A 24,114-nucleotide genomic window follows, 5' to 3' on the forward strand; every position below is an offset into this window, starting at 1 on the left:
AATAATGAAACAGGCCGCCAATGGCGACCTGTTTTTGTGAGCATGTTCACGCCATTTCAGGGTGAATGTTAGCGTGATGTGAAATGACGCAATTAGAAGTTAAATCCGAGCTGCAGCATGCCGCCCCAGGTATTATCGTCACCCACTGAACCAGCAAGATCCAGATGCACCGTGTTGTTAAACGGTGAAACGCCCAGACCTGCGGTAAACACATTGGCATCATTTGATTTCATATCCGCACGATAACCCGCGCGCAATGCTAACCAATCCAGCACGCGATACTCGGCACCCACTCCCGCATATTGGCTGCTTTCTTCCGATTTGAAACGCTTGGTTTGCGTCAAATCAACATCGCCTGCCAGGGTGAACGCGCCGTAGTTCCAGGCCAGACCTGACGTGACCAGCGGACGGATTTGATAGGTATCGCGGTAGCCTTCCACTGTTTTGGTGTCGATGTCGCGTGAGATCAGGTTCTGCCCTGTCACACCCAACGTCCAATGCTCACCAAAGTCGGTCGCGATGCCTGCATCAATGTTGAAGCCGGTATCGGAACTGCGGTATTGGCTGTTGTTGATATTACTTTTATCAAAGTTATAAATACTGGCGGTGTAGTTATACAGCCAGGTTTTTTGCAGCTTTGGTGTCACGCCCACAGAGACCGGATGGCCAGCGACATCAAATTCATGTGCAACGGAGACGCCATAATCGGTGACTAACGCCGCAAGGCCATTGCCGCTCGAACGCAGGTTATCCTGATCGCCCGGCCTTGGCGTGATGCTCCCATCCGCGACACCACGCAGATAGGTGATGTCGCTATCAACCACATTGGCGCGCACATGTGCCGTGCCGTAGGCTTTAGTAATAAAGGCAAAGGGCAGCGTATCGTTTGGAACAGTGACGGCAAAAGCGACTCCCGCAGTGCCGTTAGCTTTATTACCTTTCAAATCTTGAAGCTGATTGGCCATATCGCCTGCCGCAGCCTTCAGCTCCGGGTAACCTCTGAGATAATCAGCAAAATCGAAATCATCAATCAGTTGTTTATAACGATCAACACTGTCCGTGATGTCATCAACTTTGTTAATTAATTTGTCTTTGTCGGTAACCTGTACACCGGCTGAAGGGAATATGACGCTGACGTTATCTTCAGGTTTGGCTTTGGTCATCAATGCCGGGTTAGCCAGCACCGCTGAACTCCAGGTTGACGAAGCGACGCCGGTGCCACCCATGGCATCGTTACGCGCGTCATACCATGTACCTGCTGCCAGAGCTGAAGAAGAAAGAAATACTGCATTCAAACCAACAAGATAAGCTACTTTTTTGTGCCTGAATAATGTCTTCACCATGAGCCTGCCATCACCTTTGAAATGTCGCTGAATAACTCAGAAACGAAACAGTTTAGTTAGCCGCTATTCTGAACCCTGGCTAACGCATCATTGCTGTGAATTAAAAGGAAATAGCACTGCTGTTCGCAGAATTGGATACAACCACACCATTCTGCTGTTTAATTATGCAGAAAAATGAACAAAGCCTAAATTGATGCCAGATATTACTTAAGGCCTTTTGAACCTTAGACGCTAACCCGGTGAGTTGCAAAGCAAAAATAGCGTGATAATTACGCTATATGACTGATCTGTTGGAGGGTCTGAAATGAGCAGTTTTATCAGCACAACAGGAAGGTTAAGTTAATTTATTGATTAACGAGATTTTTCCTGGACTTTAACCGGGTAAAAAGCAATCACAGCAGGGTAAAAGTTTGTGTGATAAAATAACATCGCCTGCAATCTGGAGAACACTTATGTCAAACCTCACGCCCGCCCAACTGCTTACTCAGGCAGAATCCCTTTGCCTTGAACGCGGCGTGCGCCTGACCACTCAACGCGCTGAAGTGCTGCGTTTAATGGCTGAGCAGAATGGTTCGATCAGTGCTTACGATCTGCTGGATCAACTCCGCATCAGCGAGCCACAGGCTAAACCTCCGACCATTTACCGCGCGTTGGATTTTCTGTTGGAGCAGGGTTTTATTCATCGTGTTGAATCGAATAACAGCTATGTGGTTTGCCATCATTTCGATGAGCCTGCGCATACTTCGGTGATGCTGGTGTGTGATGGTTGTGCGGCAGTCAGTGAAAAACACGCACACGGCGTAGAAAAGATTATTTCGGGATTGGCCGATCAGGCCGGATTCTCACTGCGCCACACGGTTATTGAAGCCCATGGTTTGTGCGAGAACTGCGCAGAGGTCGCAGCGTGCAATCATCACGATAGCTGCGATCACGATCATGAGGTTGATACGAAAAAGAGAGTGAGAAAAGGGTGAGTGGCACTTCCTTGTGCCTTGCCGACGGGTGATCGGCGGGGTAGGAGCATCTTCCTTAATTTCGGTTACCAGCGGTAATCTTTATTGTGACTTTCCCAGTCTTTCACTTCACTTTCGGCCTGGTCTTTCGCATAGCCGTAGCGTTCCTGAATTTTACCCACAAGCTGATCGCGTTTACCTTCGATGACCGTCATATCGTCATCTGTCAGCTTGCCCCACTTCTCTTTCATTTTCCCTTTAAACTGCTTCCAGTTACCGCTCGCTTCGTCTTTGTTCATCATAATCCTCCACATCATCCTGAGTGAGATGCGATGATTACCTAATAAATCAGGAAATCACCCACACAACGCGCTACTCAATTGCGCCGTTTGAGATAATTATAGTAGCCAGATAGGATTGCGCAAAAAAATACAGAATAATCTGTAGTTTACGCTTCGCTTATTCAAACAGTGAACCAGCTGTCGTGTCGCCAGTGACGTCGCCACATCCACCAGAGCGTCAAGCCACGCAAGGCAAGAAACACCGTCACCGCCAGCCATAAGCCGTGATTGCCGAGCCACGGGAGTGTCAGTAAGGCAAGCCCATAACCCACTGCCGCCATCACCATGCTGTTGCGCATTTCACGCCCACGCGTGGCGCCGATAAACATACCGTCCAGCAGATAACACCAGACACCGATCAGCGGCAGAATCACCTGCCAGCCAAGATAACGATCGGCCATCTCTCGCAGTGGCTCAAGCGAGGTGAGCAACGCCACAATTTGAGGGCCGGTTACCGCATAGATGGCGGCGAACGCCAGGGCAACGATACCGGCCTGACGGCAGGCAGCATGCCAAATCAGTAATAAGCGACTTCGATCTCGCGCTCCCACCGCTTCACCGGAGCAGGCCTCCACGGCATAGGCAAAACCATCCAGCGCATAGGCCGTAAACGTCAGGAACATCAGCAGTACGGCATTCACCGCAACAACATCTGGCCCTAAACGCGCGCCCAGCAAGGTGAGTGACGCGAAACAGATTTGCACCATAAGCGAACGCAGCATGATGTCGCGGTTGAGCCGGAACAGGCGTGCCGCATCACCACGCCAACTCTGTTTTAGCAGATTGAAAGAAATGCCACGCAACTTAAGCACACGTACCACCATCCATAACCCCACTCCCAGCGTGACGTACTCTGCCACCGCCGTTGCCGCCGCCGCACCCGCAACGCCCCAGTGAAGCTTCAGCACAAACAGGAGATCGAGCAGGATATTCACCAGGTTACCGACAATGAGCAGCACCATCGGCGCTCGCGCATATTGCACGCCGAGCAACCAGCCTAAAATCACCAGATTGGCTAAGGTCGCCGGTGCGCTAAGCCAGCGAATGTTGATAAAAATTTGTGCCTGGTGCTGCACTTCCGGGCTGCCGCCCATTAATGAGGCTGCGACCAAACTGAAGGGCGCGCGCAGTAATAAAAACAGCACGCCCGCCACCAGGGCGATCAACAGAGGTTGCGTCAACGCCCGCGCCAGGGCGGTTTTATCGTTCGCGCCATACGCCTGCGCAGTCAAACCCGTGGTGCTCATGCGCAGGAACAGCAACAACATAAAGATGAAACTGGTCGCCGTTGCACCTACCGCCACGCCACCGAGGTAAATAGGACTATCGAGATGGCCAATCACTGCCGTATCGACGACACCGAGCAGCGGAACGGTAATATTGGAGAGAATCATCGGCAGCGCCAGCCGCCACAATGCTTTATCTGAAGAGGAAAACAGCCGCATTCGCCCGTTCCATTGTTGCGCTGGCCAATCGGACCATTAACCGGCAATCAGCCTGAGGAGGAAAATCAGTGTATCAGACTGCGGTCAGTACAGTGACCAACCGCAGCGGGGGAATTCAACGAGAGATTAAAGCCATTCGCCGTTACGTACGATGCCCACAGCCAGACCTTCAACGGTCAGAGCCTGCTCACGGGTATCGACCACAATCGGCTGAAATTCGGTGTTTTCTGGCAGCAAATGCACAATGGCACCCTGCTTTTTCCAGCGCTTGACGGTCACTTCATCATCAATACGCGCCACCACAACCTGACCATTACGGACTTCCTGGGTTTTATGCACTGCAAGCAAGTCGCCATCCATAATCCCGATATCTTTCATCGACATACCACTCACGCGCAGCAGAAAATCGGCGGTAGGTTTAAACAGATTGGCATCAACCTGATAGTGCGCTTCGATGTGCTCTTGCGCCAGCAGCGGCTCACCGGCGGCCACGCGACCGATCAGCGGTAACCCTTCGGAGACTTCTTCTTCCATTAGCAGGCGGATGCCGCGAGATGCGCCGGATACAATCTCGATGACGCCTTTACGCGCCAGTGCTTTTAGGTGTTCTTCCGCAGCATTGGGCGAGCGAAAACCCAGTTGCGCAGCAATTTCCGCACGCGTTGGCGGCATGCCGGTCTGGTTAATGTGGTCGCGAATCAGATCATAGACCTGTTGCTGCCTGGTGGTTAACGCTTTCATCCCGCCCCCTGGTTGTTTATACAGTCGCTGTGAGTATATACAGGTATTGGCGAAATGAAAACCAAAACAGAGGGAAAAATCAGCGGTTTGAAGATTCTGGAATACCTATCGCAAATGCGACCAGAGCAGCGCGATCCAGACAAACAGAGCCAGTAAGATAGCCAGCAATACCGCCGCTGAGCCCATATCTTTTGCTCGTCCGGCTAAAGGATGGCGCTCTTGCCCAATGCGATCCACCACCGCTTCGATGGCGCTATTCAGGATTTCAACGATGATCACCAGCACCACGGAGCCAATCATCAGCACACGGGAAATCGCATCAACATCCAGCCAGCAGGCCACCACAATCGCCACCAGTGCGGCAATGGCTTCCTGACGAAATGCGGCTTCATGTTGCCAGGCGGCGCGCAAGCCCTGCCAGGAATAACCGGCTGCATTCACTATTCTTTGAATACCGGTGACGTTATTTGCCATGCTTTGGAACCCTTGATGTGATTTGGCGTCAATATGTGGGCTGTCTGAGGTCGTGTAAGCCACAGATCTTCGTTGCACTTTCTGGTATGCTTGCCGCGCTTTGCTAACAAGAGGCTTTAAGTTGTCTATGTCAGGTTGGCGTAAACTTTATTACAAACTATTGAATTTACCACTCTCTTTTTTGGTAAAGAGTAAGGTCATTCCGACCGATCCTGTCTCAGAACACGGGATCGATCCGACGCGTCCAGTGATGTATGTTTTGCCTTATGATTCAAAGGCTGACCTGCTCACTCTCCGGGCGCAGTGCCTGAAACATGATCTGCCCGATCCGCTGGCTCCGCTGGAGATCGACGGCACGCTATTGCCGCGTCACGTGTTTATTCACGATGGCCCACGCGTATTCCCCTATTTCGTTGCCAATCCTGAGTCGGTGAAGCTATTCCACGACTACCTCGATTTGCACCGCAGTAATCCGGATCTCGACGTCCAGATGTTACCGGTTGCGGTCATGTTTGGCCGCGCGCCAGGACGTGAAATCCAGGGTGAAGATACGCCGCATCTGCGCATCCTTAATGGTGTAGAGAAATTCTTCGCCATTTTGTGGCATGGACGTGACAGCTTTGTGCGCTTCTCACCGACCGTTTCCCTGCGCCAGATGGCGACCGAGCACGGCACTGATAAGTCGATTGCCCAGAAGCTGGCACGTGTGGCACGCATTCACTTCGCGCGTCAGCGTCTGGCTGCAGTCGGGCCACGTCTGCCCGCACGTCAGGATCTGTTCAACAAGCTGTTGCAATCCAAAGCGATTGAAAAAGCGGTTGAAGATGAAGCGCGCAGCAAAAAAATCTCGCACGAGAAAGCCCAGCAGAATGCCGTTGAGATGATGGAAGAGGTCGCAGCGAACTTCTCGTATGAGGCCATTCGCGTCACAGACCGCGTGATGGGCTGGCTGTGGAGCCGTCTTTATCAGGGCATCAACGTCAACGGTGGCGAGCGTGTGCGTCAGCTGGCGCAAGATGGTCACGAAATTGTGTATGTGCCCTGCCATCGCAGTCACATGGACTATTTATTGCTCTCTTACGTGCTCTACCATCAGGGCCTGGTGCCGCCACACATCGCGGCCGGCATCAACCTGAACTTCTGGCCAGCAGGTCCGATTTTCCGTCGTTTGGGTGCTTTCTTTATCCGCCGTACCTTTAAGGGCAACAAACTCTATTCCACGGTGTTCCGTGAATACCTGGGCGAGTTGTTCAGCCGCGGATATTCAGTCGAGTATTTCGTTGAGGGCGGGCGCTCACGCACGGGCCGACTGCTGGATCCTAAAACCGGCACGCTGTCGATGACGTTGCAAGCCATGCTGCGTGGCGGTAGCCGCCCGATTACGTTCGTTCCAATCTACATCGGCTATGAACACGTCATGGAAGTGGGTACTTACGCCAAAGAGTTACGTGGTGCGGCCAAAGAGAAAGAAAGCTTCCTGCAGATGGTGCGTGGCTTACGTAAACTGCGCAATCTTGGTCAGGGCTACGTCAACTTCGGCGAACCCTTGCCGCTGATGAACTACCTGAACAAAAACGTGCCGGAATGGCGCGATGCGATCGATCCGATTGAGCCACTGCGTCCGGCATGGATGACGCCGACTGTGAATGACATCGCGGCACGTCTGATGGTGCGTATCAACGAAGCCGGTGCCGCCAATGCCATGAACCTGTGCGTCACCGCGTTGCTGGCTTCACGTCAGCGCTCTTTGACGCGTGAACAGTTGATTGAGCAACTGGAATGCTATACCCAGCTGCTGCGTAACGTGCCTTATTCGCCGGAAGCCACCGTGCCGGATATGACTGCCGAAGCGCTGCTTGATCACGCCATGGGCATGAATAAGTTCGAGACGGAAAAAGACAGCATTGGTGACATCATCATTCTGCCGCGCGAGCAGGCCGTCCTGATGACCTATTATCGCAATAACATTCACCACATGCTGGTCATGCCATCGCTGATTGCCGCTATTGTGCAGCAGCATCGTGAGATCAGTGAGGCGGAGTTGCTGCGTCAGGTGAGTCTGGTTTACCCGATGCTGAAGAGTGAGCTGTTCCTGCGCTGGGATAACGCAGAGCTGCCAGGCGTGCTGAATGCCCTCTGTGCTGAGATGGCACGACAAGGCCTGATTACCGAGCATGATGGGCAGTTACGCATGAATCCGGCCCGCCATCGTTCATTACAACTGCTGGCTGCCGGTATCCGTGAAACGCTGCAGCGTTTTGCCATCACCTTCGCCATTCTGAGTGCCAAGCCGACGATCAACCGCGGCACGCTGGAGAAAGAGAGCCGCACGCTGGCGCAGCGTTTGTCTGTGTTGCATGGCATTAACGCGCCAGAGTTCTTCGACAAAGCGGTGTTTACCGCGCTGGTGCTGTCACTGCGTGATGAAGGCTACATCAGTGATTCAGGCGATGCCGATGCGGAACGCACCCACATTATGTGGCAGATGCTGGCAGAGCTGGTGACCAGTGATGTCCGTCTGACCATTGAAAGTGCGGTAGCTCACGAATAACATCGGGCATAAAAAACAGAAAGGCGACCCTCAACGGGTCGCCTTTTTTATGGCATCAACCACTTAAAACAGGTCAATAAATGGCTGAGTATTGAGAAGTACGCCGATAAACAGCACCAGACCAACATAGTTATTATTCAGAAAGGCCTGGAAGCAAGGATCGCGTTCACGTTGAGCAATCAGCTTTTGTTGATACACAAAGAAGCCGCCCGCCACCAGCAGTGACCAGTAAAACGCACCGTTCAGATGCAACATCAATCCAACTAGCGCCATCAGCCCCAGCGTGGCCAACTGCAATAAGCCGATGATCAACTTATCGAAACGACCGAACAGAATCGCCGTGGATTTCACGCCAATCTTCAGGTCGTCATCACGATCAACCATCGCGTATTGCGTGTCATAAGCCACCGTCCAGCAGATATTCGCGAAGAACACCAGCCAGCAAACAAGAGGTAAGGACTCACTAACTGCCGCCCAACCCATTGGAATCGCCCAGCCGAATGCCGCTCCCAATACCACCTGGGGTAAATGGGTGTAGCGCTTCATAAACGGATAGACCCATGCCAGTGCCAGGCCACCAAATGACAGCAAAATCGTCATACGGTTCATGGTCAGCACGAGCGCAAATGCCAGTAACCCGAGCACGACAAACAGGATTTTGGCCTCTTTCTCCGTCACCACGCCGCTCGCCAGCGGACGCGATGCGGTCCGTTTGACATGACCATCCACCTTACGGTCCGCATAATCATTGATCACGCAACCCGCGGCACGCATCACAATGACGCCGAGCACAAATACCACCAGCACAGACAAAGGCGGCACCGCCATGCCTGATAACCACAGTGCCCACATTGTGGGCCACAGCAGCAACAGCGTGCCAATCGGTTTATCAATGCGCATCAGGCGCCGATAAGCCTGCCATTTGGTCATGGTTAAGGTTTTTTCCACAATCCTTTATCCTTGATTCAGCACGCGGTACAACGGCGACGCTGGTAAAAACAGTTCAGTTAGCAGCAGCGGTTTGCCTGATAAACGCAGGCGCGAGCGACGTCCCCACAGATCATCCACCTGACCGGGATCGATAAAATCGCGGCTCAGTGTCGAGGAGGCGAAAAGATAGCGCCCCAGCGGACGGGTGCCAAGATTTTGCAACATCTGCTCCGGGCCGTTCAACGTGCTTTCTGGCACCACGGTTCGCCCAATCAACCAGGGTTCGCCATCGCCGCACAGCACGATTTCACGTAACCAAAAGCGCTCATCGGCGGGCAGGAATTCCGCTTCTGGCGCCATCTCGTCAGCGGTAATAAAGCTTTCGCGGATCAGTTCCACCGTCACCTGCTGGCAATGCTGCTCGAAGCGACGCGTCATGGAGTCTTCCTCCAGCAACCAGTCAAGCAGAGGGGGTGAAAGCAAGGGGGAAGTGGCTGGCAGCCAATGCAGTGCGAGTAACTGGCGCAGCGCGTGATGCGACATCAGGACATCTCCGGAGAAAAAGTTGCCCTAGTTTAACGCAGAGAATCGGGCGTGGCACTGCTGGTTGTGCCACACCCGACAGAAGGGGAATTATTCGCGCTTTAAGCGATTGCTATTGGCTAACCACAGCGTGACCACCAGAATTAAAATCGCCGCTGAATAATAGAGCGTGTCGAACGGGTTTTTGTGGTCAACGATTATCAGACGAATGATTGCGGTGATGCCGATATAGATGAAATAACGCAGCGGAAAGTGATAGCCGGACTGGAAGTACTTCACGATCAGCGCAATAAATTCAAAATAAAGAAAATAGATCACAATGCCTTCGATCAGCAGGTAGGACGACGCCTGCTCACCGGTGCTGAACAGCACATTGGCTAAATGGATTGTCTCTTTGCCAAGGAAGACCACCAGGATGACAGCCAGCGTCACCAAACCAATATTCAGAACCCATTGTAAAACTGAAGCAATAAGCTGCCCCATCGCTGATTTTGTTGTCATTTTTATGCGCCTCAAAGTACGGAAACTCTCTGAGGCTATCATGCTGTAGTGTGATCGAAATCACAATATGCTACACATCAACATCCACACAGAGCGTGTCATAACGCCAGTATTCACAGTCACAGTCGATCACCCGTTTATGTTGATCGCGGTTGATACGGGTAATCAGTAATCCGGGAGTGCCGCTGGCGACATTAAGTGCCGGTGCAGCGCGCGCCGGTAATGGGCCAGGAAGAATGGTAAAGCGTGCGCCGCCGTAACGAATGCCATAACGCTGATCGTAGAGGTCGGTGAGCGAGCGGGTCAGGTCTTCTTCCAGCAGGCCAGGAAAAAAAGCCGGATTGAGGTAATGCTCGACATACAACACCGCGCGGCCATCGATACGTCGCAGGCGGCGAATGCGAAAAACGCTATCGCTTTCTAATAGCTGTAAGTGCCGCGCAATCACCAACTGTGCCGGGACTTCCCGCGCCTCAATCACTTCAGTGAGGGCGATACGCCCTTGTTCGGCCGCCATGGCATGAAAGTGGCTGTGATGGGCCGGGTTATACACCAGCCTTGGCGGTGCGAGAAACCAGCCTCGACGCAGTTCACGGTAAATAATGCCCTGCGCTTCCAGCAAGCCCAGCGCCTCACGCAAGGTAATGCGCGTGGTGGAATAGAATTCACTCAAACTGCGTTCTGCCGGTAAACGCCCGCTGGCAAATTCACCGTTTTCAATGCGTTCACTCAGCGCCGTAGCAATCACATCCACCGTTTTTGACGACATTTTTTAGCCTCATTTTGGGGCAATTCTGCACTATGACAGTTCGATGACTACAATATGACAGGCATATCCCACGCTTTCGCGCGCTGTATCCGCATGTGGAGCTGCGCGTCACACCACATTTCACCACCATGGTCATAAAACCTTCATCTGATCGGGCTACATTGGCTCGGTTCTTGCTGGACTAGACCAAGACGTCCCACAACTTACACCCGGAGCAATCGAGATGAAAGCGTTTATCTCCTCTGTAGTAGCCAGTGCCGTACTGCTTGCGCTGCCCGCCGCGCACGCTGCCGATAACGACCTTGCCGCGCTGGAAAAAGCCGCGCGTGCTGAGGGCCAGGTCAACAGCGTCGGTATGCCAGACAGCTGGGCGAACTGGAAAGACACATGGAATGACATCAACAGCAAATATGGCCTGAAGCACAGCGATACCGATATGTCATCGGCGCAGGAGCTGGCTAAATTTGATGCAGAGAAAGAAAACGCCAGCGCCGATATCGGTGATGTGGGCGCCGCGTTCGGTCCGGTCGCTGTGACCAAAGGTCTGGCACAACCGTACAAACCGACGCATTGGGATCAGATTCCGAGCTGGGCAAAAGATAGCGAAGGCAACTGGATGCTGGCTTACACCGGCACCATCGCCTTCCTAATCGACAAACAGCAGGTGAAAGATGCGCCACACAGCTGGGCCGATCTGAAGAAAGGTAAGTATGTGGTCACTATCGGTGATGTCGGCGTGGCTGCTCAGGCTGCTAACGGCGTTCTGGCCGCGAACTACGCACTGGGTGGTGATGAGAAGAACCTGAAGCCAGCGTTGAACTTCTTTGGCGAACTGGCCAAAGAGGGCCGTCTGGGCGTGACCGATCCGGTGATTGCCAACATCGAGAAAGGCGAAATTCAGGTTGCCGTGGTATGGGACTTCAACGGTCTGAATTACCGCGATCAGATCGACAAAAACCGCTATGAAGTGGTGATCCCGTCTGATGGCTCCGTGATTTCAGGCTATACCACCATTATCAACAAATACGCTAAGCACCCGAACGCCGCCAAACTGACGCGCGAATACATCCTGTCTGATGAAGGTCAGATCAACCTGGCGAAAGGTTATGCGCGTCCAATTCGTGCTGAACATTTGACCCTGCCAGCTGACGTACAGGCCAAACTGCTGCCGCAGTCTGAGTACAAAAATGCCCGCCCAATCAAAGACCAGGCCGCATGGGATAAGACGTCAAAAATGCTGCCGCGCCTGTGGCAAGAGAACGTGATTATCAATATGAAGCAGTAATTTGCACTCCCCTGGCGGCGCGATGTCGCGCATCGATCTGTAGCGACAACGCTGCGCATCGACACGCAATACGTTGCGCCGCTATGCACAGTGCTCGCAATTTGAATGATGTAAGGAACGGGAATGAAGACAATCCTGGTGGTACTGGATGGCCTGAGCAATCAGGTGGCACAGCATGCTATGGGCTATCTGTTTGCCGAATGCAAACAGGGTAATGGCCAATACTACACGCTCACCTGCGAGCTGCCTTCGCTATCGCGCCCGCTATACGAGTGCATTTTGACCGGTATTCCGCCGGTAGAGAGCGGCATTATACATAACGGCGTCAATCGCCTGAGCAATCAGCGCAGCATCTTCCATTACGCCCGCGCCGCCGGTTTAACCACGGCCGCTGCCGCCTATCACTGGGTCAGTGAGCTGTATAACCAATCCCCGTTCAACAATGCGCGTGATCGCCACACCGTCGCCCCCGATTTGCCGATCCAATATGGCCACTTTTACTGGGACGACAGTTATCCGGATTCCCACTTGTTTGAAGATGCTGAGAGCCTGCGTCTGAACCACGATCCGGACTTTTTACTGATCCACCCGATGAATATTGACGATGCCGGGCATAAACATAGCCTGTCATCGCCGCAATACCGCAACCGCGCACGAATGGCTGATGGCTATTTGTCACAGTGGATGCCCGGCTGGCTCGCCGCGGGCTATCAGGTGATCGTCACCGCCGACCACGGCATGAACGATGACCGTTCACACGGCGGTATTTTACCGGAAGAGACGCAGGTGCCGCTGTTTGTGTTTGGTGCAGGCTTCTCACGTCAGCCCGATCTCGAACCGCAGCAGATCGAACTGTGCGGTATTGTCTGCACGCTGCTCGGCATTGAACACGACAAACCCGTGTGTCACGGTTTGCTGGCGGGGCCGCGTTAATGAAGGGCAAAACCCTCGCCACACTGTTACTGCTGCCGTTCGCCTTTTTCTGGGTCGCCTTCCAGCTCGCGCCGCTGTTGTGGATTGCCATTAACAGCTTCTGGAGCGACATGAACGAGCGCTGGGGTATCGACAATTACACCGATATCCTCACTTCGCCGTTTTATCTGCAGGCATTTCGCCTGTCGCTGGATATCTCCATCTGGTCGAGCATTTACGGCCTGCTGATTTCGCTGTTTGCCGGCTATTCCCTGCATCAGTTGGGCAGCGGTCGTTTTCAGCGCTTCCTGATGTCCTTCACCAACATGACCAGTAACTTCGCCGGCGTGCCGCTGGCGTTTGCCTTCGTGATTCTGCTGGGCATGAATGGCTGTCTGACGCTGCTGCTGCGCCACTTCGGCATGCTGGAAGGATTCAAACTGTTCTCGCGTGACGGCATGGTGCTGGTTTACACCTGGTTCCAGATCCCACTTGGCATTCTGCTGCTCTATCCGGCGTTTGATGGCTTACGCAAAGATTGGGAAGAGTCAGCCGCGCTGCTCGGTGCCAGCCGCTGGCGTTACTGGTGGCATATTGGTTTGCCCATCCTGTTCCCGGCGCTGTTAGGGACTTTCGTCATCCTGCTGGCCAATGCCCTGGGCGCTTACGCCACCATTTATGCGCTGACCACCGGTAACTTTAACGTGGTGCCAGTGCGAATTGCTGCGCTGGTGTCGGGTGATATCTCGCTCGATCCGAATACCGGCGGTGCGCTGGCAATGTTGCTGGTGTTCATTATGGCGCTGATTACCGTGGTGCAGCAGTATCTGGTGCGCCGCAGTTATCTCAACGCGAAATCACAGGAGTAGAACGTGTCTCGCGCGGAAAAAATTTATCATCGCCTGATTATCTGGCTGCTGCTGATCATCCTCGCCGCCCCGTTGCTGGCGACACTGCTGTACGGCATATCCACCGACTGGAGTGACACTATTCTGCCGCAGGGCTTCACACTGAAGTGGCTTATTGAACTGTGGAGCGATCCGCGTTTTCTGACCGCGCTCGGCCATTCGCTGCTGATTTGCTTTGGTGCGCTGTTGTTCTCGCTGGTGCTGGTGCTGCCTGCGATGTTTGTAATCGCTTACTACTATCCGAAGCTGGACGCGGTGATGAACGTGCTGATTCTGATGCCGTTTGCCGTACCGCCGGTGGTGTCATCCGTTGGCCTGCTGCAGCTTTACTCGTCATCGCCGCTGATGATCACCGGCACGCCGTGGATTCTGGTCGGCTGTTATTTCACCATCGCGCTGCCGTTTATCTACCGCGCCATTGCCAACAATATGCAGGCGATCAACCTGAAAGAGCTGATCGATGCGTCTCATCTGCTGGGTGCCAGCACCTGGCAGGCAGCACTGTTTGTGGTATTGCCCAACCTGCGCAAAGGCGTGTTTATCGCGGTGTTGCTCTCTTTCTCTTTCCTGATAGGTGAGTTTGTGTTCGCTAACCTGTTAGTCGGCACCCGCTATGAAACCTTACAGGTGTATCTCTACAATATGCGTAACGGCAGCGGCCACTTTACCAGTGCGCTGGTGATCTCCTATTTTGCTGTCGTCCTGCTGGTCACCTGGCTGGCGAATGCCCTCAATCCTGAACGAGGCTGACCATGAGTTATCTGAATGTCACCCAGCTGAACAAAAGCTACGGCCCCACCAGCATCTTTGAAAATATCGATTTCAGCGCCGATGAAGGCGAGTTTGTCACCCTGCTCGGCCCGAGCGGTTGCGGCAAATCGACGCTGCTGCGCTGCATCGCCGGTTTGACCGATGTCGATAGCGGCAAAATTCTGCTGCAGGGTCAGGATATCGTGCCGCTGCCACCGCAAAAACGTACTATCGGCATGGTGTTTCAGAGCTACGCACTGTTCCCCAACATGACGGTGGAGAAGAACGTGGCGTTTGGCCTGAAAATGCAGAAACTGCCAGGCGGCGATATTCAGAAACGCGTTATGGAAGCGCTGGCACTGGTCGAACTGACCGATTTTGCCCGCCGTTATCCGCACCAGCTTTCTGGCGGACAATGCCAGCGTGTTGCCTTAGCGCGCTCCCTGGTCACGCGCCCTCGTTTGCTGTTGCTGGATGAGCCGCTCTCCGCACTGGATGCGCGTATCCGCCGCCATCTGCGCGAACAGATCCGCAACATTCAGCAGGAGTTAAAGCTCACCACGATTTTCGTTACCCACGATCAGGAAGAGGCGCTGACGCTGTCGGATCGCATCGTGCTGATGAACCGTGGCAAGATCGTGCAAAACGGCAACGCTGAAGCACTCTACACGCAACCAGCCGACCTGTTTGCCGCCGGGTTTATCGGCAACTACAACCTGCTGAGTGCGGAGCAGGCAACGCAGCTCACCGGCCAGACATTCACGGGTCAGGTAGCGATTCGACCTGAGTCAATCCGCTTGAGTGCACCGCAGGATGGCATTCCAGCCACTATTCTCAGTTACAGCCTGCTGGGTAATGTCATTCGCTATCGCGTAGTGGCGAATAGCGTGGAGTTATCCGTCGATGTGCTGAACCGCAGCGTGGCAGATTTGCACCCATCTGGCATGCAAATTGGTCTACAGTTAGAGATGTCGACGTTGCGCCAGGTTGCTTAAATTTAACGAAAAATTGGCAAGGCAACGCGGCAGTATTCAGCATTAACGCAGCCTGTTAATCGTTGTCGAGGCGGCCTGTAGGCTGCCCGTGGTCGCGCTACGGTGCGCCCGCCACTTCGGTGCTCACCCACAGGCTTGCAGTTGGTGCAATGAAAGTCTGAGGATAAGGAACCGCCCGACGTGTTGACCCTGCTCAATCTATTATCTGCCGTGGCCCTGCTGGTGTGGGGCACGCACATTGTGCGCACCGGCATCATGCGCGTGTACGGCGCCGATTTGCGGCGGGTGCTCAGCCGCAGCGTGGAAAAGAAGCCGATGGCGTTTCTCGCCGGGATTGGCGTCACCGCGCTGGTGCAGAGCAGCAATGCCACCACCCTGCTCGTCACCTCGTTTGTCGCACAGAATCTGGTGAGCCTGACGCCTGCGCTGGTGGTGGTGCTCGGTGCCGATGTCGGTACCGCCATCATGGCGCGTATCCTGACCTTCGACCTCTCCTGGCTATCGCCGCTCTTCATCTTCTTTGGTGTGGTGTTCTTCCTCAGCCGTAAGCAGACGCGGGCCGGACAAATGGGGCGCGCCGCGATTGGCCTTGGATTGATTCTGCTGGCCTTGCAACTGATTGTCGCCGCCGCCAAACCCATCACTCAAGCGGCAGGTGTGCAGGTTTTATTCTCCACGCTGACTGGCGATGTCATGTTAGATGCACTGCTGGGTGCCGTATTCGCGATCATCAGCTACTCCAGTCTTGCTGCTGTACTGATCACCGCCACGCTCACGGCCACCGGGGTCATCTCGTTCAAAGTCGCGCTGTGCCTGGTGATTGGCGCCAATCTCGGCAGTGGTTTACTGGCGATGATCAATGCCAGCGGTTCCAATGCTGCAGGTAAACGCGTGGCACTCGGCAGCTTGCTGTTCAAATTGATCGGTAGCCTGGTTATTTTGCCTTTCGTCGATTTCATCGCTGATGTGCTCGATAAGTTGCCGGTGAATGACGAGGAGTTGGTGATCTTCTTCCACGTGTTTTACAACCTGCTTCGTTGTCTGGTGATGGTGCCATTTACCGGTCCCATGGCGAGCTTGTGCCGACGCATGATTGCCGATGACCCAGAAAACCAGGTTCACTTAAAGCCCAGGCATCTTGATAGCAGCGCACTGGATACACCGGCATTGGCACTGGCGAACGCATCGCGGGAAACGCTCCGTATAGGCGATGTGGTTGAACAGATGATGGAGTCTTTCAACAAAGTGGTTCACGGTGAGCTACGAGAAGAGCGTGTGGTGCGGCGGTTGGATGATGATGTTGACGTGCTGTATACCGCTATCAAACTCTATCTGGCACGCATGCCGAAAGAAGATTTGCCAGAAGAGGATTCACGTCGCTGGGCAGAGATTATTGAGATGGCGCTCAACCTGGAGCAAGCGGGCGATATCATCGAGCGCATGTGCGCCGATGTGGCCGATAAGTCATTGCAGGCCCGGCGCGCATTCTCCGCCGAAGGATTAGGAGAGTTAAATACTTTGCAGGAGCAGGTGCTGAATAATTTACGCCTGAGTCTGTCGGTATTTTTGTCTAAAGACCTCACCAGCGCCAAACGCCTGCGCCGTTCCAAACACCGCTTCCGCATCCTGATTCGCCGCTTCTCTCATGCACACGTTGAGCGCTTACATCAACAGAACGTGCAGAGCATCGAAACCAGTTCCCTGCATTTAGGGCTGCTGGGGGATATGAAGCGTCTGAACTCGCTATTCTGTGCGGTGGCGTATACGGTGCTGGATCAGCCGGATGATGAGCGGGATGAGGATTAACCAACAGCCTGGCATGACTGCGATGATCAACGGCTGCGGGATTCAGCCACATCGTCATACAGGCGCGACCAACCGGCTGTGCTATTCGGTCAGGTCGCCATCAATGGCAACCTTCCGTGCGGATAGGGGGATTTAATAGGGTGCGCATTGCGGCGCACCTGAAAAATCTTACGACAGCAAAGTGAACGCGATCATCCCGACAATGGCACCGGTGGTACCAAGAATGGTTTCCATCAGCGTCCAGGTTTTCAGCGTTTCACCTTCAGTGGCGCCCGTGAAACGGCCAAACAGCCAGAAACCGGCATCGTTGACGTGACTAATAATGATGGAGCCACCCCCGATGCAGATCGACAGCGCCGCCAGCTGCGCGCCGCTGTAGTGCAGCGGTTCAATCACCGGCATGACCAGGCCCACAGTCGTCAGACAGGCCACGGTCGCCGAGCCCTGAATCACACGGATCGCACCAGAGAGGATAAAGCACGCCAGCGCAATCGGCATCCCGGCGCCAGTGAGCGCATGGCCCAATACCGGACCGACGCCAGAATCCACCAGCACCTGCTTGAACACACCGCCCGCACCGATCACCAGCAAAATAATGCCGGCCGGTTGCAGTGCGCTGCCGCACACTTGCATCACCTTCTCTTTGTCCATCCCCTGGCGATAGGCCAGACCGTAAATCGCCACCAGACACGCCAGCAGGATCGCCGTAAACGGATGGCCGATAAACTCCAGCCACTCGTAGAGGCGTGAATCCGGTGTGGTGAAGCGCGCACCGATGGTTTTCAGACCCACCAGCAGCAGCGGGAACAGGATCAACGCCAGGCTGAAGCCAAACGATGGCAGTTTACCCTCTTCAATTTCAGGCTGATGGTCTTCTGGCGGCGCACTGAAGCTGACGTGACGGGCAATAAAGTTACCAAACAGCGGTCCCGCAATCAGCATACCGGGAATCGCCGCACACAGGCCAAGCAGGATCATCCAGCCAAAATCAGCGTGCATCTGGGAAGCCAGCAGCATCGGGGCCGGTCCCGGCAGCAGAAACGCCGCTGAGGCCGCCACACCGGCAAACAGTGGAATGACCAACTTCACTAAGTTGCCATGGGTGCGACGCGCCACGGCAAAAGCGATGCTAATCAGCAAGACCACCGCCACTTCAAAGAACAGCGGCAGCGCGCAGATCAATCCGGCAATCCCCATCGCGTAGTGCGCCCGGTTTTCACCAAAGGCTTTCAGCATGCGGATAGCGATTTGATCGACTGCGCCGGTTTCATGCAGGATTTTGCCGAACATCGCGCCCAATGCCACCACGATGGCGAGAAATCCGAGCGTTCCGCCCATGCCTTTTTGCATGGTGTCAGCAATTTTATCCAGCGGCATGCCAGAGAACAGACCGGCACCAATTGAGACTAACATCAGGGCGACAAAGGCGTGCATACGCGCCTTCATCACCAAAAACAGCAGCAGCAGGACGGAGCCTGCTGCAGTTAACACCAGCGTTGCGGTACTCATCACTAACCCTTGTTGATTGCTTCCTCGATGGTCGCAACCGTGGCCGCAACGACTTCATCCAGTGAATGATTAATATCAACCACCAGTACATCGGGCTCGTCAGCCCCAGGCTCTTGCAAGGTCTCAAACTGCGTCACCAGCATCTGCGGCTTAAAGAAGTGACCTTTACGTGCTTTCAGACGCGATTCGATGGTTTCGAAATCGCCCTTCAGATAGATGAATTTCAGGTTTTGGTTGCCCTGACGCAGGATGTCGCGGTAGGACTTTTTCAGCGCCGAGCAGACGATAATCGAAATAGCCTGGGTGCGCTGCATGGCGAACGCGGCATCATTCAGCGCCTGCAGCCACGGCTGGCGATCGTTATCATCCAGCGGATGACCGTCGGCCATTTTCATGATGTTGCTGCGCGGATGGAGGAAATCGCCATCCAGAAATGCCGTGCTCAACTGATGAGAAACCTGATTAGCGACGGCAGACTTTCCGCTGCCGGAAACGCCCATCAGGATAAAGACGTGGTGCGATGGAGATGGCGTGGTCATGGTTTTGCGCTCCGGCAGTTTGCCTGCCAATGTTACCGATAACAAATTTGATTATCATTGTCGGAGCCCACTGCGGGACTGGCAACCCTTGTTAGGTGGAAAAGCACGAAAGTGTGAACTGACTCAAATAATCGCCAAAATCAGATGCTGCCACCTTCAGCAATTTCAAACCCGACATCCAGCGGCTTAATCACGCTGCGATCACCACCGATACGCGCCAGCAGCATCGCGGCTGATTCACGTCCCATGCGCTCACGCGGCGTAAGCACTGTGGCCAGACGCGGCGTGACCACTTGCGTAATGTCGTGGCCGTGAAATCCGGCAATCGCCATCTGTGCAGGGACATGTAAGCCCTGACGCTGACACTCAAACATCGCGCCGACCGCCAGGTCATCGTTGGTACAAAACAGGCTGTCGGTTTCGGGATAGCGTTTCTGCGCCTCACGCAGCAGCTGCGCGCCGGCACTGAAGGAGGAAGCATCTTCCATCATCACACTGTGCGGGGTGAGCCCGGCTTCACGCATCGCCTTTTCGTAGCCCTGCTGTTTTTGCAGGGTACGCTCATCAAGACGCGCGCCAAGGTAAACGGTGTGGCGGTGGCCTTTTTTCAGAATAGCATGCGTCATCTGGCGCGCCGCTTCGACGTTATCGAAGCCCACCGCCATATCGAGGCACGGCGTCACCGAATCCATCATCTCAATCACCGGAATACCGGCCACTTCCAGCATGCGCAGCGTGCCGGGCGTGTGGGTGCGTTCGGTGAGAATGACGCCATCGATGTTCCAGCCGAGCAGCGATCGCAGCTGTAGCTCTTCTTTGTCCGCGTTATAGCCAAAGTGCGCCACCAACGTTTGATAACCGGCCTCATCCGTCACGGTTTCAATGCCGCGTAACACATCGGCGAACACCTGGTTGGTGAGCGAGGGCAACAGTACGCCGATAGCGCGACTGGTCGCATTAGAGAGCATATCGGGGGCACGATTGGGGATATAACCGAGTTCATCCAGTGCTACGGCGATCTTATCGCGCAGCGCCGCAGAGACCTGATCGGGGTTTCGCAGGTAGCGACTGACGGTCATTTTTGTAATGCCGACGCGATCGGCAACGTCCTGTAGTACCGGCCTTTTCTTCTTCATCGTATGCGCCTGAGGTCAGAGATACGATGAGTCTATCATTTTTTTGTCAATTTCAGGCTTTGCGGAAAACCATGGATTCTCGCTCTGACTTTGTGCACATCGATACGCACCTGACGAAAAAGTGGGCAAAAAAATGCAAGGTCGCCATAGAGGGCAACCTTGCACGTTTTATTGACAAGCTGTTACACCGGCGGCAGATCAAACAGCAGAATCTCTGCATCGCTGTCAGCGTTGATGGTCAGCGCACTCTCATCCCAGATCGCCAGCGCATCGCTGGTCCCAACCTGTTCGCCATTGACGCTCACCAGGCCTTTCACCACCTGAATCCACACACGACGGCCCGCTTCGACAGTCACCGCGTCGGATTCACCTTCGGCAAACACCCAGCGCGACAAAGTCATGTCCTGGAACACTTTCAGCGATCCTTCACGCTCATCCGGTGACAGAACAAACTGGCGACCTTTCACATCTTCGAAGCGGCGCTGCGCATAGCGTGGCTCAATGCCTTTGCGCTCTGGAATGATCCAGATCTGATACAGATGCAGCGGATCTTTGTCACTGGCGTTGTATTCCGAATGGCGCACACCGGTACCGGCGCTCATAATCTGGAACTCGCCTGCTGGGATCTGCTCTTTGTTGCCCATGCTGTCCTGATGTTCCACGGTGCCAGACAGCACATAGGTCAGGATTTCCATGTCTTTATGCGGATGGGTACCAAAACCCTGGCCGCCATCAATCACATCTTCATTGATAACGCGCAACGCGGAGAAGCCCATAAAGTTGGCATCGTAATAATCCGCGAAGGAAAAGGTGTGCCAGCTATCGAGCCAACCGTGATTGGCGTGACCGCGTTCTTCAGCTTTGCGTACGTAGATCATGTTCAATTCTCCTCAATGTTTTTTACAGTGTGGACCTGAGGTAGATCTATTGATAGCTGAAAAACTTCACGCCTCTTTTCAAAAAAACTGAATGTTTTAAGGAGGATTGCACAGGAGAGATGAAGGAGGTAAATCGTAGACAAAAAAAAAAGCCAGCACCCGAGCTGGCTAAGAAACACTGGAAGCAATGTGAGCAATGTCGTGCTTACCCGGTATGTCAGGAGACGTTCCCGGTCCGCATGACAATAATAATCATTATCATTCGCGTCTGTAAACCCCTTTTGAGAATTATTTTCCATTGACGATTCGTGAGAATTCCTTGATGTTAAAGGGGATTTTATTCACTTTGCACAAGGAGTCGCTTTATGAGTCAGATCATCATTCGCCACGTAATCCCTGAAGATGCTGCGGCACTAACACGTCTCTATAGCCAACCAGAGACGCAGGCGAACACGTTACAGCTACCACATCAATCGCCAAAGCTATGGCAGGAGCGCCTTAGTAATACGCGTCCGGGTGTGCATATGCTAGTGGCAATGATTGACGATCAACTGGCTGGGCAAATCACGCTAGAAGTGCAATCTGTCGCACGACGTCGCCACGCCGCTACCTTTGGCATGGGCGTCGATCCCGCCTTTCACCGTCGCGGCGTAGGCTCGGCGCTCATGGCCGCGATGATTGATCTGTGCGACAACTGGCTACAGGTGACGCGTATTGAGCTGACTGTGTTTGCCGATAACCATAAAGCGATTGGGCTGTATCAGAAGTTTGGCTTTGAGATTGAAGGCACCGCGAAGCGTTTTGCGATGCGCGACGGCGAGATGATTGATACGCACTACATGGCGCGACTGAAATAACCGCTAATCAGTAGAAGCGCCCTCAAGCATATTAAAGCGCCACGACGGACAATAAGACTCGTCGCGGCGCCTTTTTATTCGAACTTAATACCCAGCACTCAAATCATCCACCGAACGCGGATCCGAAGCGCCATAACGCATGCCATCCGGCCCAATCATAATGCTCTGCGTGCTGCCCATTGCGGGCATCACTTTCACATGCTGACCTTTGGCTTCCAGCAAACGCAGCGTATCCGGGCTAAAGCCTTTCTCCACACGCAGCTGATCCGGTAACCATTGATGGTGGAAACGCGGCGCATTGGCCGCTTCCGCTACATTCATACCAAAATCGATGCTGTTCACCACCATTTGCAGCACAGTGGTGATAATACGGCTGCCACCTGGGCTGCCTGTCACCAGCCAGGTTTTGCCGTCTTTGGCGATGATAGTCGGTGACATCGATGACAATGGACGTTTAGCCGGTTGCACTGCATTCGCCTCACCGCCCACTAAACCATACACGTTTGGTGTGCCCGGCTTAGCGGAGAAATCATCCATTTCGTTGTTCATCAGGATACCGCTCTGTCCAGCCACAATACCGCTACCGAAATAGGTGTTCAGCGTGTAGGTCACGGCGACCGCATTACCGTCTTTATCCACCACCGAGAAGTGCGTAGTCTGGTTGCTTTCGTACGGCTCAAGCTTACCCGGTTTGATTTCGCTGGAAGGACGCGCTTTGTTGACGTCAATCTGCTGCGCCAGGGTTTTGGCGTAGGCTTTGCTGGTCAATGCTTGCTGCGGCACTTTGACGAAATCCGGATCGCCAAGGTATTCCGAACGATCGGCATAAGCGTATTTTTCCGCTTCCGCCATCACCTGCATCGCATCGGCGCTGCCAAAGCCCCACTTCGCCAGATCGAAGTTCTCCAGGATGTTGAGGATCTGCACGATGTGAATCCCACCTGAAGACGGTGGCGGCATTGAGAATACTTCATAGCCGCGATAGGTGCCGCTGACCGGTTTGCGCTCTACCGCACGATAGGCGGCCAAATCCGGTTTGCCAATCAATCCGCCATGCTGTGCCATTTCTCCGGCGATCTCATCGGCAATCTTGCCTTTGTAGAAGGCATCCGGCCCTTGTTGAGCAATCAGTTGCAGGCTGTGCGCGAGGTTTTTCTGCACCAGACGCTCACCTTTTTGATACGGCTTGCCGTCTGCCTTGTAGAAAATCGCCCGGCTGTTGTCGTGATTGATCAACGTCTCTTTGCCGTAGGTGGCCAAATCGTCCGCCAGCGCATCGTTAACGATGATGCCCTCACGCGCCAGTTTAATCGCTGGAGCCAGCAGTTTACTCAGCGGCAGCGTACCGTATTTTTGTGCCGCCAGCGCAAAACCAGCAACTGTACCCGGCGTGCCCGAGGCTAAATGGGATGTGAGCGACAGTTTAGGGTCAGCATTGCCCTGCTTATCGAGGAACATATCGCGTGAGGCACGCGCCGGCGCCATTTCACGAAAATCGATTGCCGTGGTGCGTCCCGATGCGGTTCGCAGCATCATAAAGCCACCACCGCCGAGATTACCGGCTTGTGGATGAGTGACGGCTAATGCGAAGCCCACTGCAACGGCCGCATCCACGGCATTACCGCCCTGCTTCAGAATATCGACGCCAACCTGGGTGGCCATCGCATCCACCGACGCCACCATACCGTGCTGCGCCTTCACCGGATGGAAGGTGTCACTGTCCACGCCGTATGACACCGGTGGCGCGCTGGCAGGCGCGGCAAACGCCCCCTGTACTACGGTAAAACTCATCAATAATGCCCAGCCAACCTGACGCACGCTGCCCTTTAGTCTCATTTGCGATCTTCCTTTGCGGTTATTTACATTTGTTATTTTTTGATGCAAGTGTTTGCAAACACGATAAAAAGCGTAGCAGTAAGCCAAATTCGGCGCACTCCTGGTTCAGGAC

General features: G+C 54.0%; 23 protein-coding genes. 9 read left to right on the forward strand and 14 right to left on the reverse strand.

Going from position 1 to position 24,114, the window contains the following annotated elements; translation table 11 throughout:
- Positions 1–92 precede the first annotated feature (92 nt).
- Entirely contained in the window at positions 93–1,343 is a 1,251-nt protein-coding gene (gene traF, locus VH86_RS07125) for a conjugal transfer protein TraF (RefSeq protein WP_045832386.1), read from the reverse strand.
- Positions 1,344–1,795: 452 nt separating this feature from the next.
- On the opposite strand from traF, the gene zur reads away from it, so the two are divergent.
- Positions 1,796–2,317, forward strand: a complete 522-nt coding sequence (zur, locus tag VH86_RS07130; RefSeq protein ID WP_045832387.1) for a zinc uptake transcriptional repressor Zur — start codon at positions 1,796–1,798, stop codon at positions 2,315–2,317.
- A 65-nt stretch (positions 2,318–2,382) separates the two neighbouring features.
- Here zur and VH86_RS07135 read toward each other — a convergent pair whose 3' ends face one another.
- The 4 genes from VH86_RS07135 to VH86_RS07150 all read right to left on the reverse strand — a co-directional run bounded on the left by VH86_RS07135 (position 2,383) and on the right by VH86_RS07150 (position 5,297).
- Positions 2,383–2,595 carry a CsbD family protein gene (locus tag VH86_RS07135; RefSeq protein WP_034826959.1) on the reverse strand — a complete coding sequence of 71 codons (213 nt, stop codon included), beginning with the start codon at positions 2,593–2,595 and terminating at the stop codon, positions 2,383–2,385.
- A gap of 164 nt (positions 2,596–2,759) precedes the next feature.
- A complete protein-coding gene (gene dinF / locus VH86_RS07140; RefSeq protein WP_045832388.1) occupies positions 2,760–4,082 on the reverse strand; it encodes an MATE family efflux transporter DinF in 1,323 nt (440 codons plus the stop codon).
- A 126-nt stretch (positions 4,083–4,208) separates the two neighbouring features.
- The gene (gene lexA / locus VH86_RS07145) at positions 4,209–4,823 is read right to left on the reverse strand and encodes a transcriptional repressor LexA (protein WP_034826962.1); all 615 of its coding nucleotides are present in this window, start codon (positions 4,821–4,823) and stop codon (positions 4,209–4,211) included.
- Between the two features lie 105 nt (positions 4,824–4,928).
- The gene (locus VH86_RS07150; protein ID WP_038643641.1) at positions 4,929–5,297 is read right to left on the reverse strand and encodes a diacylglycerol kinase; all 369 of its coding nucleotides are present in this window, start codon (positions 5,295–5,297) and stop codon (positions 4,929–4,931) included.
- A 127-nt stretch (positions 5,298–5,424) separates the two neighbouring features.
- Here VH86_RS07150 and plsB point away from each other — a divergent pair, with 127 nt between their 5' ends.
- Positions 5,425–7,848, forward strand: coding sequence for a glycerol-3-phosphate 1-O-acyltransferase PlsB (plsB, locus tag VH86_RS07155; protein WP_045832389.1), 2,424 nt, complete (start codon positions 5,425–5,427; stop codon positions 7,846–7,848).
- 63 nt (positions 7,849–7,911) lie between these two features.
- On the opposite strand, the gene ubiA is transcribed toward plsB, so the two are convergent.
- The 4 genes from ubiA to VH86_RS07175 form a co-directional block, all read right to left on the reverse strand.
- A complete protein-coding gene (ubiA, locus tag VH86_RS07160) occupies positions 7,912–8,778 on the reverse strand; it encodes a 4-hydroxybenzoate octaprenyltransferase (RefSeq protein ID WP_197079598.1) in 867 nt (288 codons plus the stop codon).
- Positions 8,779–8,802: 24 nt separating this feature from the next.
- Positions 8,803–9,321, reverse strand: coding sequence for a chorismate lyase (ubiC, locus tag VH86_RS07165; RefSeq protein ID WP_045832390.1), 519 nt, complete (start codon positions 9,319–9,321; stop codon positions 8,803–8,805).
- A gap of 90 nt (positions 9,322–9,411) precedes the next feature.
- Positions 9,412–9,822, reverse strand: coding sequence for a phosphate-starvation-inducible protein PsiE (psiE, locus tag VH86_RS07170; RefSeq protein WP_034826969.1), 411 nt, complete (start codon positions 9,820–9,822; stop codon positions 9,412–9,414).
- A 70-nt stretch (positions 9,823–9,892) separates the two neighbouring features.
- Entirely contained in the window at positions 9,893–10,591 is a 699-nt protein-coding gene (locus tag VH86_RS07175; RefSeq protein ID WP_045832391.1) for a UTRA domain-containing protein, read from the reverse strand.
- Between the two features lie 223 nt (positions 10,592–10,814).
- Here VH86_RS07175 and VH86_RS07180 point away from each other — a divergent pair, with 223 nt between their 5' ends.
- From VH86_RS07180 to VH86_RS07205, 6 genes are all read left to right on the forward strand, one after another.
- Positions 10,815–11,876 carry an ABC transporter substrate-binding protein gene (locus tag VH86_RS07180; RefSeq protein ID WP_045832392.1) on the forward strand — a complete coding sequence of 354 codons (1,062 nt, stop codon included), beginning with the start codon at positions 10,815–10,817 and terminating at the stop codon, positions 11,874–11,876.
- 123 nt (positions 11,877–11,999) lie between these two features.
- A complete protein-coding gene (locus VH86_RS07185) occupies positions 12,000–12,809 on the forward strand; it encodes an alkaline phosphatase family protein (RefSeq protein ID WP_038643652.1) in 810 nt (269 codons plus the stop codon).
- Positions 12,809–13,657, forward strand: coding sequence for an ABC transporter permease subunit (locus VH86_RS07190; RefSeq protein ID WP_038643654.1), 849 nt, complete (start codon positions 12,809–12,811; stop codon positions 13,655–13,657). The genes VH86_RS07185 and VH86_RS07190 overlap by 1 nt, the downstream gene beginning before the upstream one ends.
- Before the next feature lie 3 nt (positions 13,658–13,660).
- The gene (locus tag VH86_RS07195; RefSeq protein ID WP_034826980.1) at positions 13,661–14,446 is read left to right on the forward strand and encodes an ABC transporter permease; all 786 of its coding nucleotides are present in this window, start codon (positions 13,661–13,663) and stop codon (positions 14,444–14,446) included.
- A 2-nt stretch (positions 14,447–14,448) separates the two neighbouring features.
- A complete protein-coding gene (locus VH86_RS07200) occupies positions 14,449–15,441 on the forward strand; it encodes an ABC transporter ATP-binding protein (protein ID WP_045832393.1) in 993 nt (330 codons plus the stop codon).
- Positions 15,442–15,621: 180 nt separating this feature from the next.
- Positions 15,622–17,247: a Na/Pi cotransporter family protein gene (locus VH86_RS07205; protein ID WP_038643660.1), complete on the forward strand. Its 1,626-nt coding sequence runs from the start codon at positions 15,622–15,624 to the stop codon at positions 17,245–17,247.
- A 168-nt stretch (positions 17,248–17,415) separates the two neighbouring features.
- Here the strand turns inward: VH86_RS07205 and gntU are convergent, their stop codons facing one another.
- The 4 genes from gntU to VH86_RS07225 all read right to left on the reverse strand — a co-directional run bounded on the left by gntU (position 17,416) and on the right by VH86_RS07225 (position 21,309).
- Entirely contained in the window at positions 17,416–18,756 is a 1,341-nt protein-coding gene (gene gntU, locus VH86_RS07210; RefSeq protein WP_038643662.1) for a gluconate transporter, read from the reverse strand.
- Between the two features lie 2 nt (positions 18,757–18,758).
- Positions 18,759–19,295 (reverse strand): gluconokinase, encoded by a 537-nt coding sequence (gene gntK / locus VH86_RS07215; RefSeq protein WP_038649722.1) that lies wholly within the window; start codon positions 19,293–19,295, stop codon positions 18,759–18,761.
- Between the two features lie 140 nt (positions 19,296–19,435).
- Positions 19,436–20,431: a gluconate operon transcriptional repressor GntR gene (gene gntR, locus VH86_RS07220; RefSeq protein ID WP_045832394.1), complete on the reverse strand. Its 996-nt coding sequence runs from the start codon at positions 20,429–20,431 to the stop codon at positions 19,436–19,438.
- A 182-nt stretch (positions 20,432–20,613) separates the two neighbouring features.
- Complete coding sequence (locus VH86_RS07225; RefSeq protein WP_045832395.1) at positions 20,614–21,309, reverse strand: pirin family protein; 696 nt, start codon at positions 21,307–21,309, stop codon at positions 20,614–20,616.
- Positions 21,310–21,674: 365 nt separating this feature from the next.
- Here VH86_RS07225 and VH86_RS07235 point away from each other — a divergent pair, with 365 nt between their 5' ends.
- A complete protein-coding gene (locus tag VH86_RS07235; RefSeq protein WP_045832397.1) occupies positions 21,675–22,166 on the forward strand; it encodes a GNAT family N-acetyltransferase in 492 nt (163 codons plus the stop codon).
- A gap of 84 nt (positions 22,167–22,250) precedes the next feature.
- On the opposite strand, the gene ggt is transcribed toward VH86_RS07235, so the two are convergent.
- Positions 22,251–24,002, reverse strand: coding sequence for a gamma-glutamyltransferase (ggt, locus tag VH86_RS07240; RefSeq protein WP_045832398.1), 1,752 nt, complete (start codon positions 24,000–24,002; stop codon positions 22,251–22,253).
- Positions 24,003–24,114 lie beyond the last annotated feature (112 nt).

The sequence above is a fragment of the Pantoea sp. BL1 genome, assembly GCF_000963985.1.
GTDB lineage: Bacteria > Pseudomonadota > Gammaproteobacteria > Enterobacterales > Enterobacteriaceae > Pantoea > Pantoea rwandensis_B.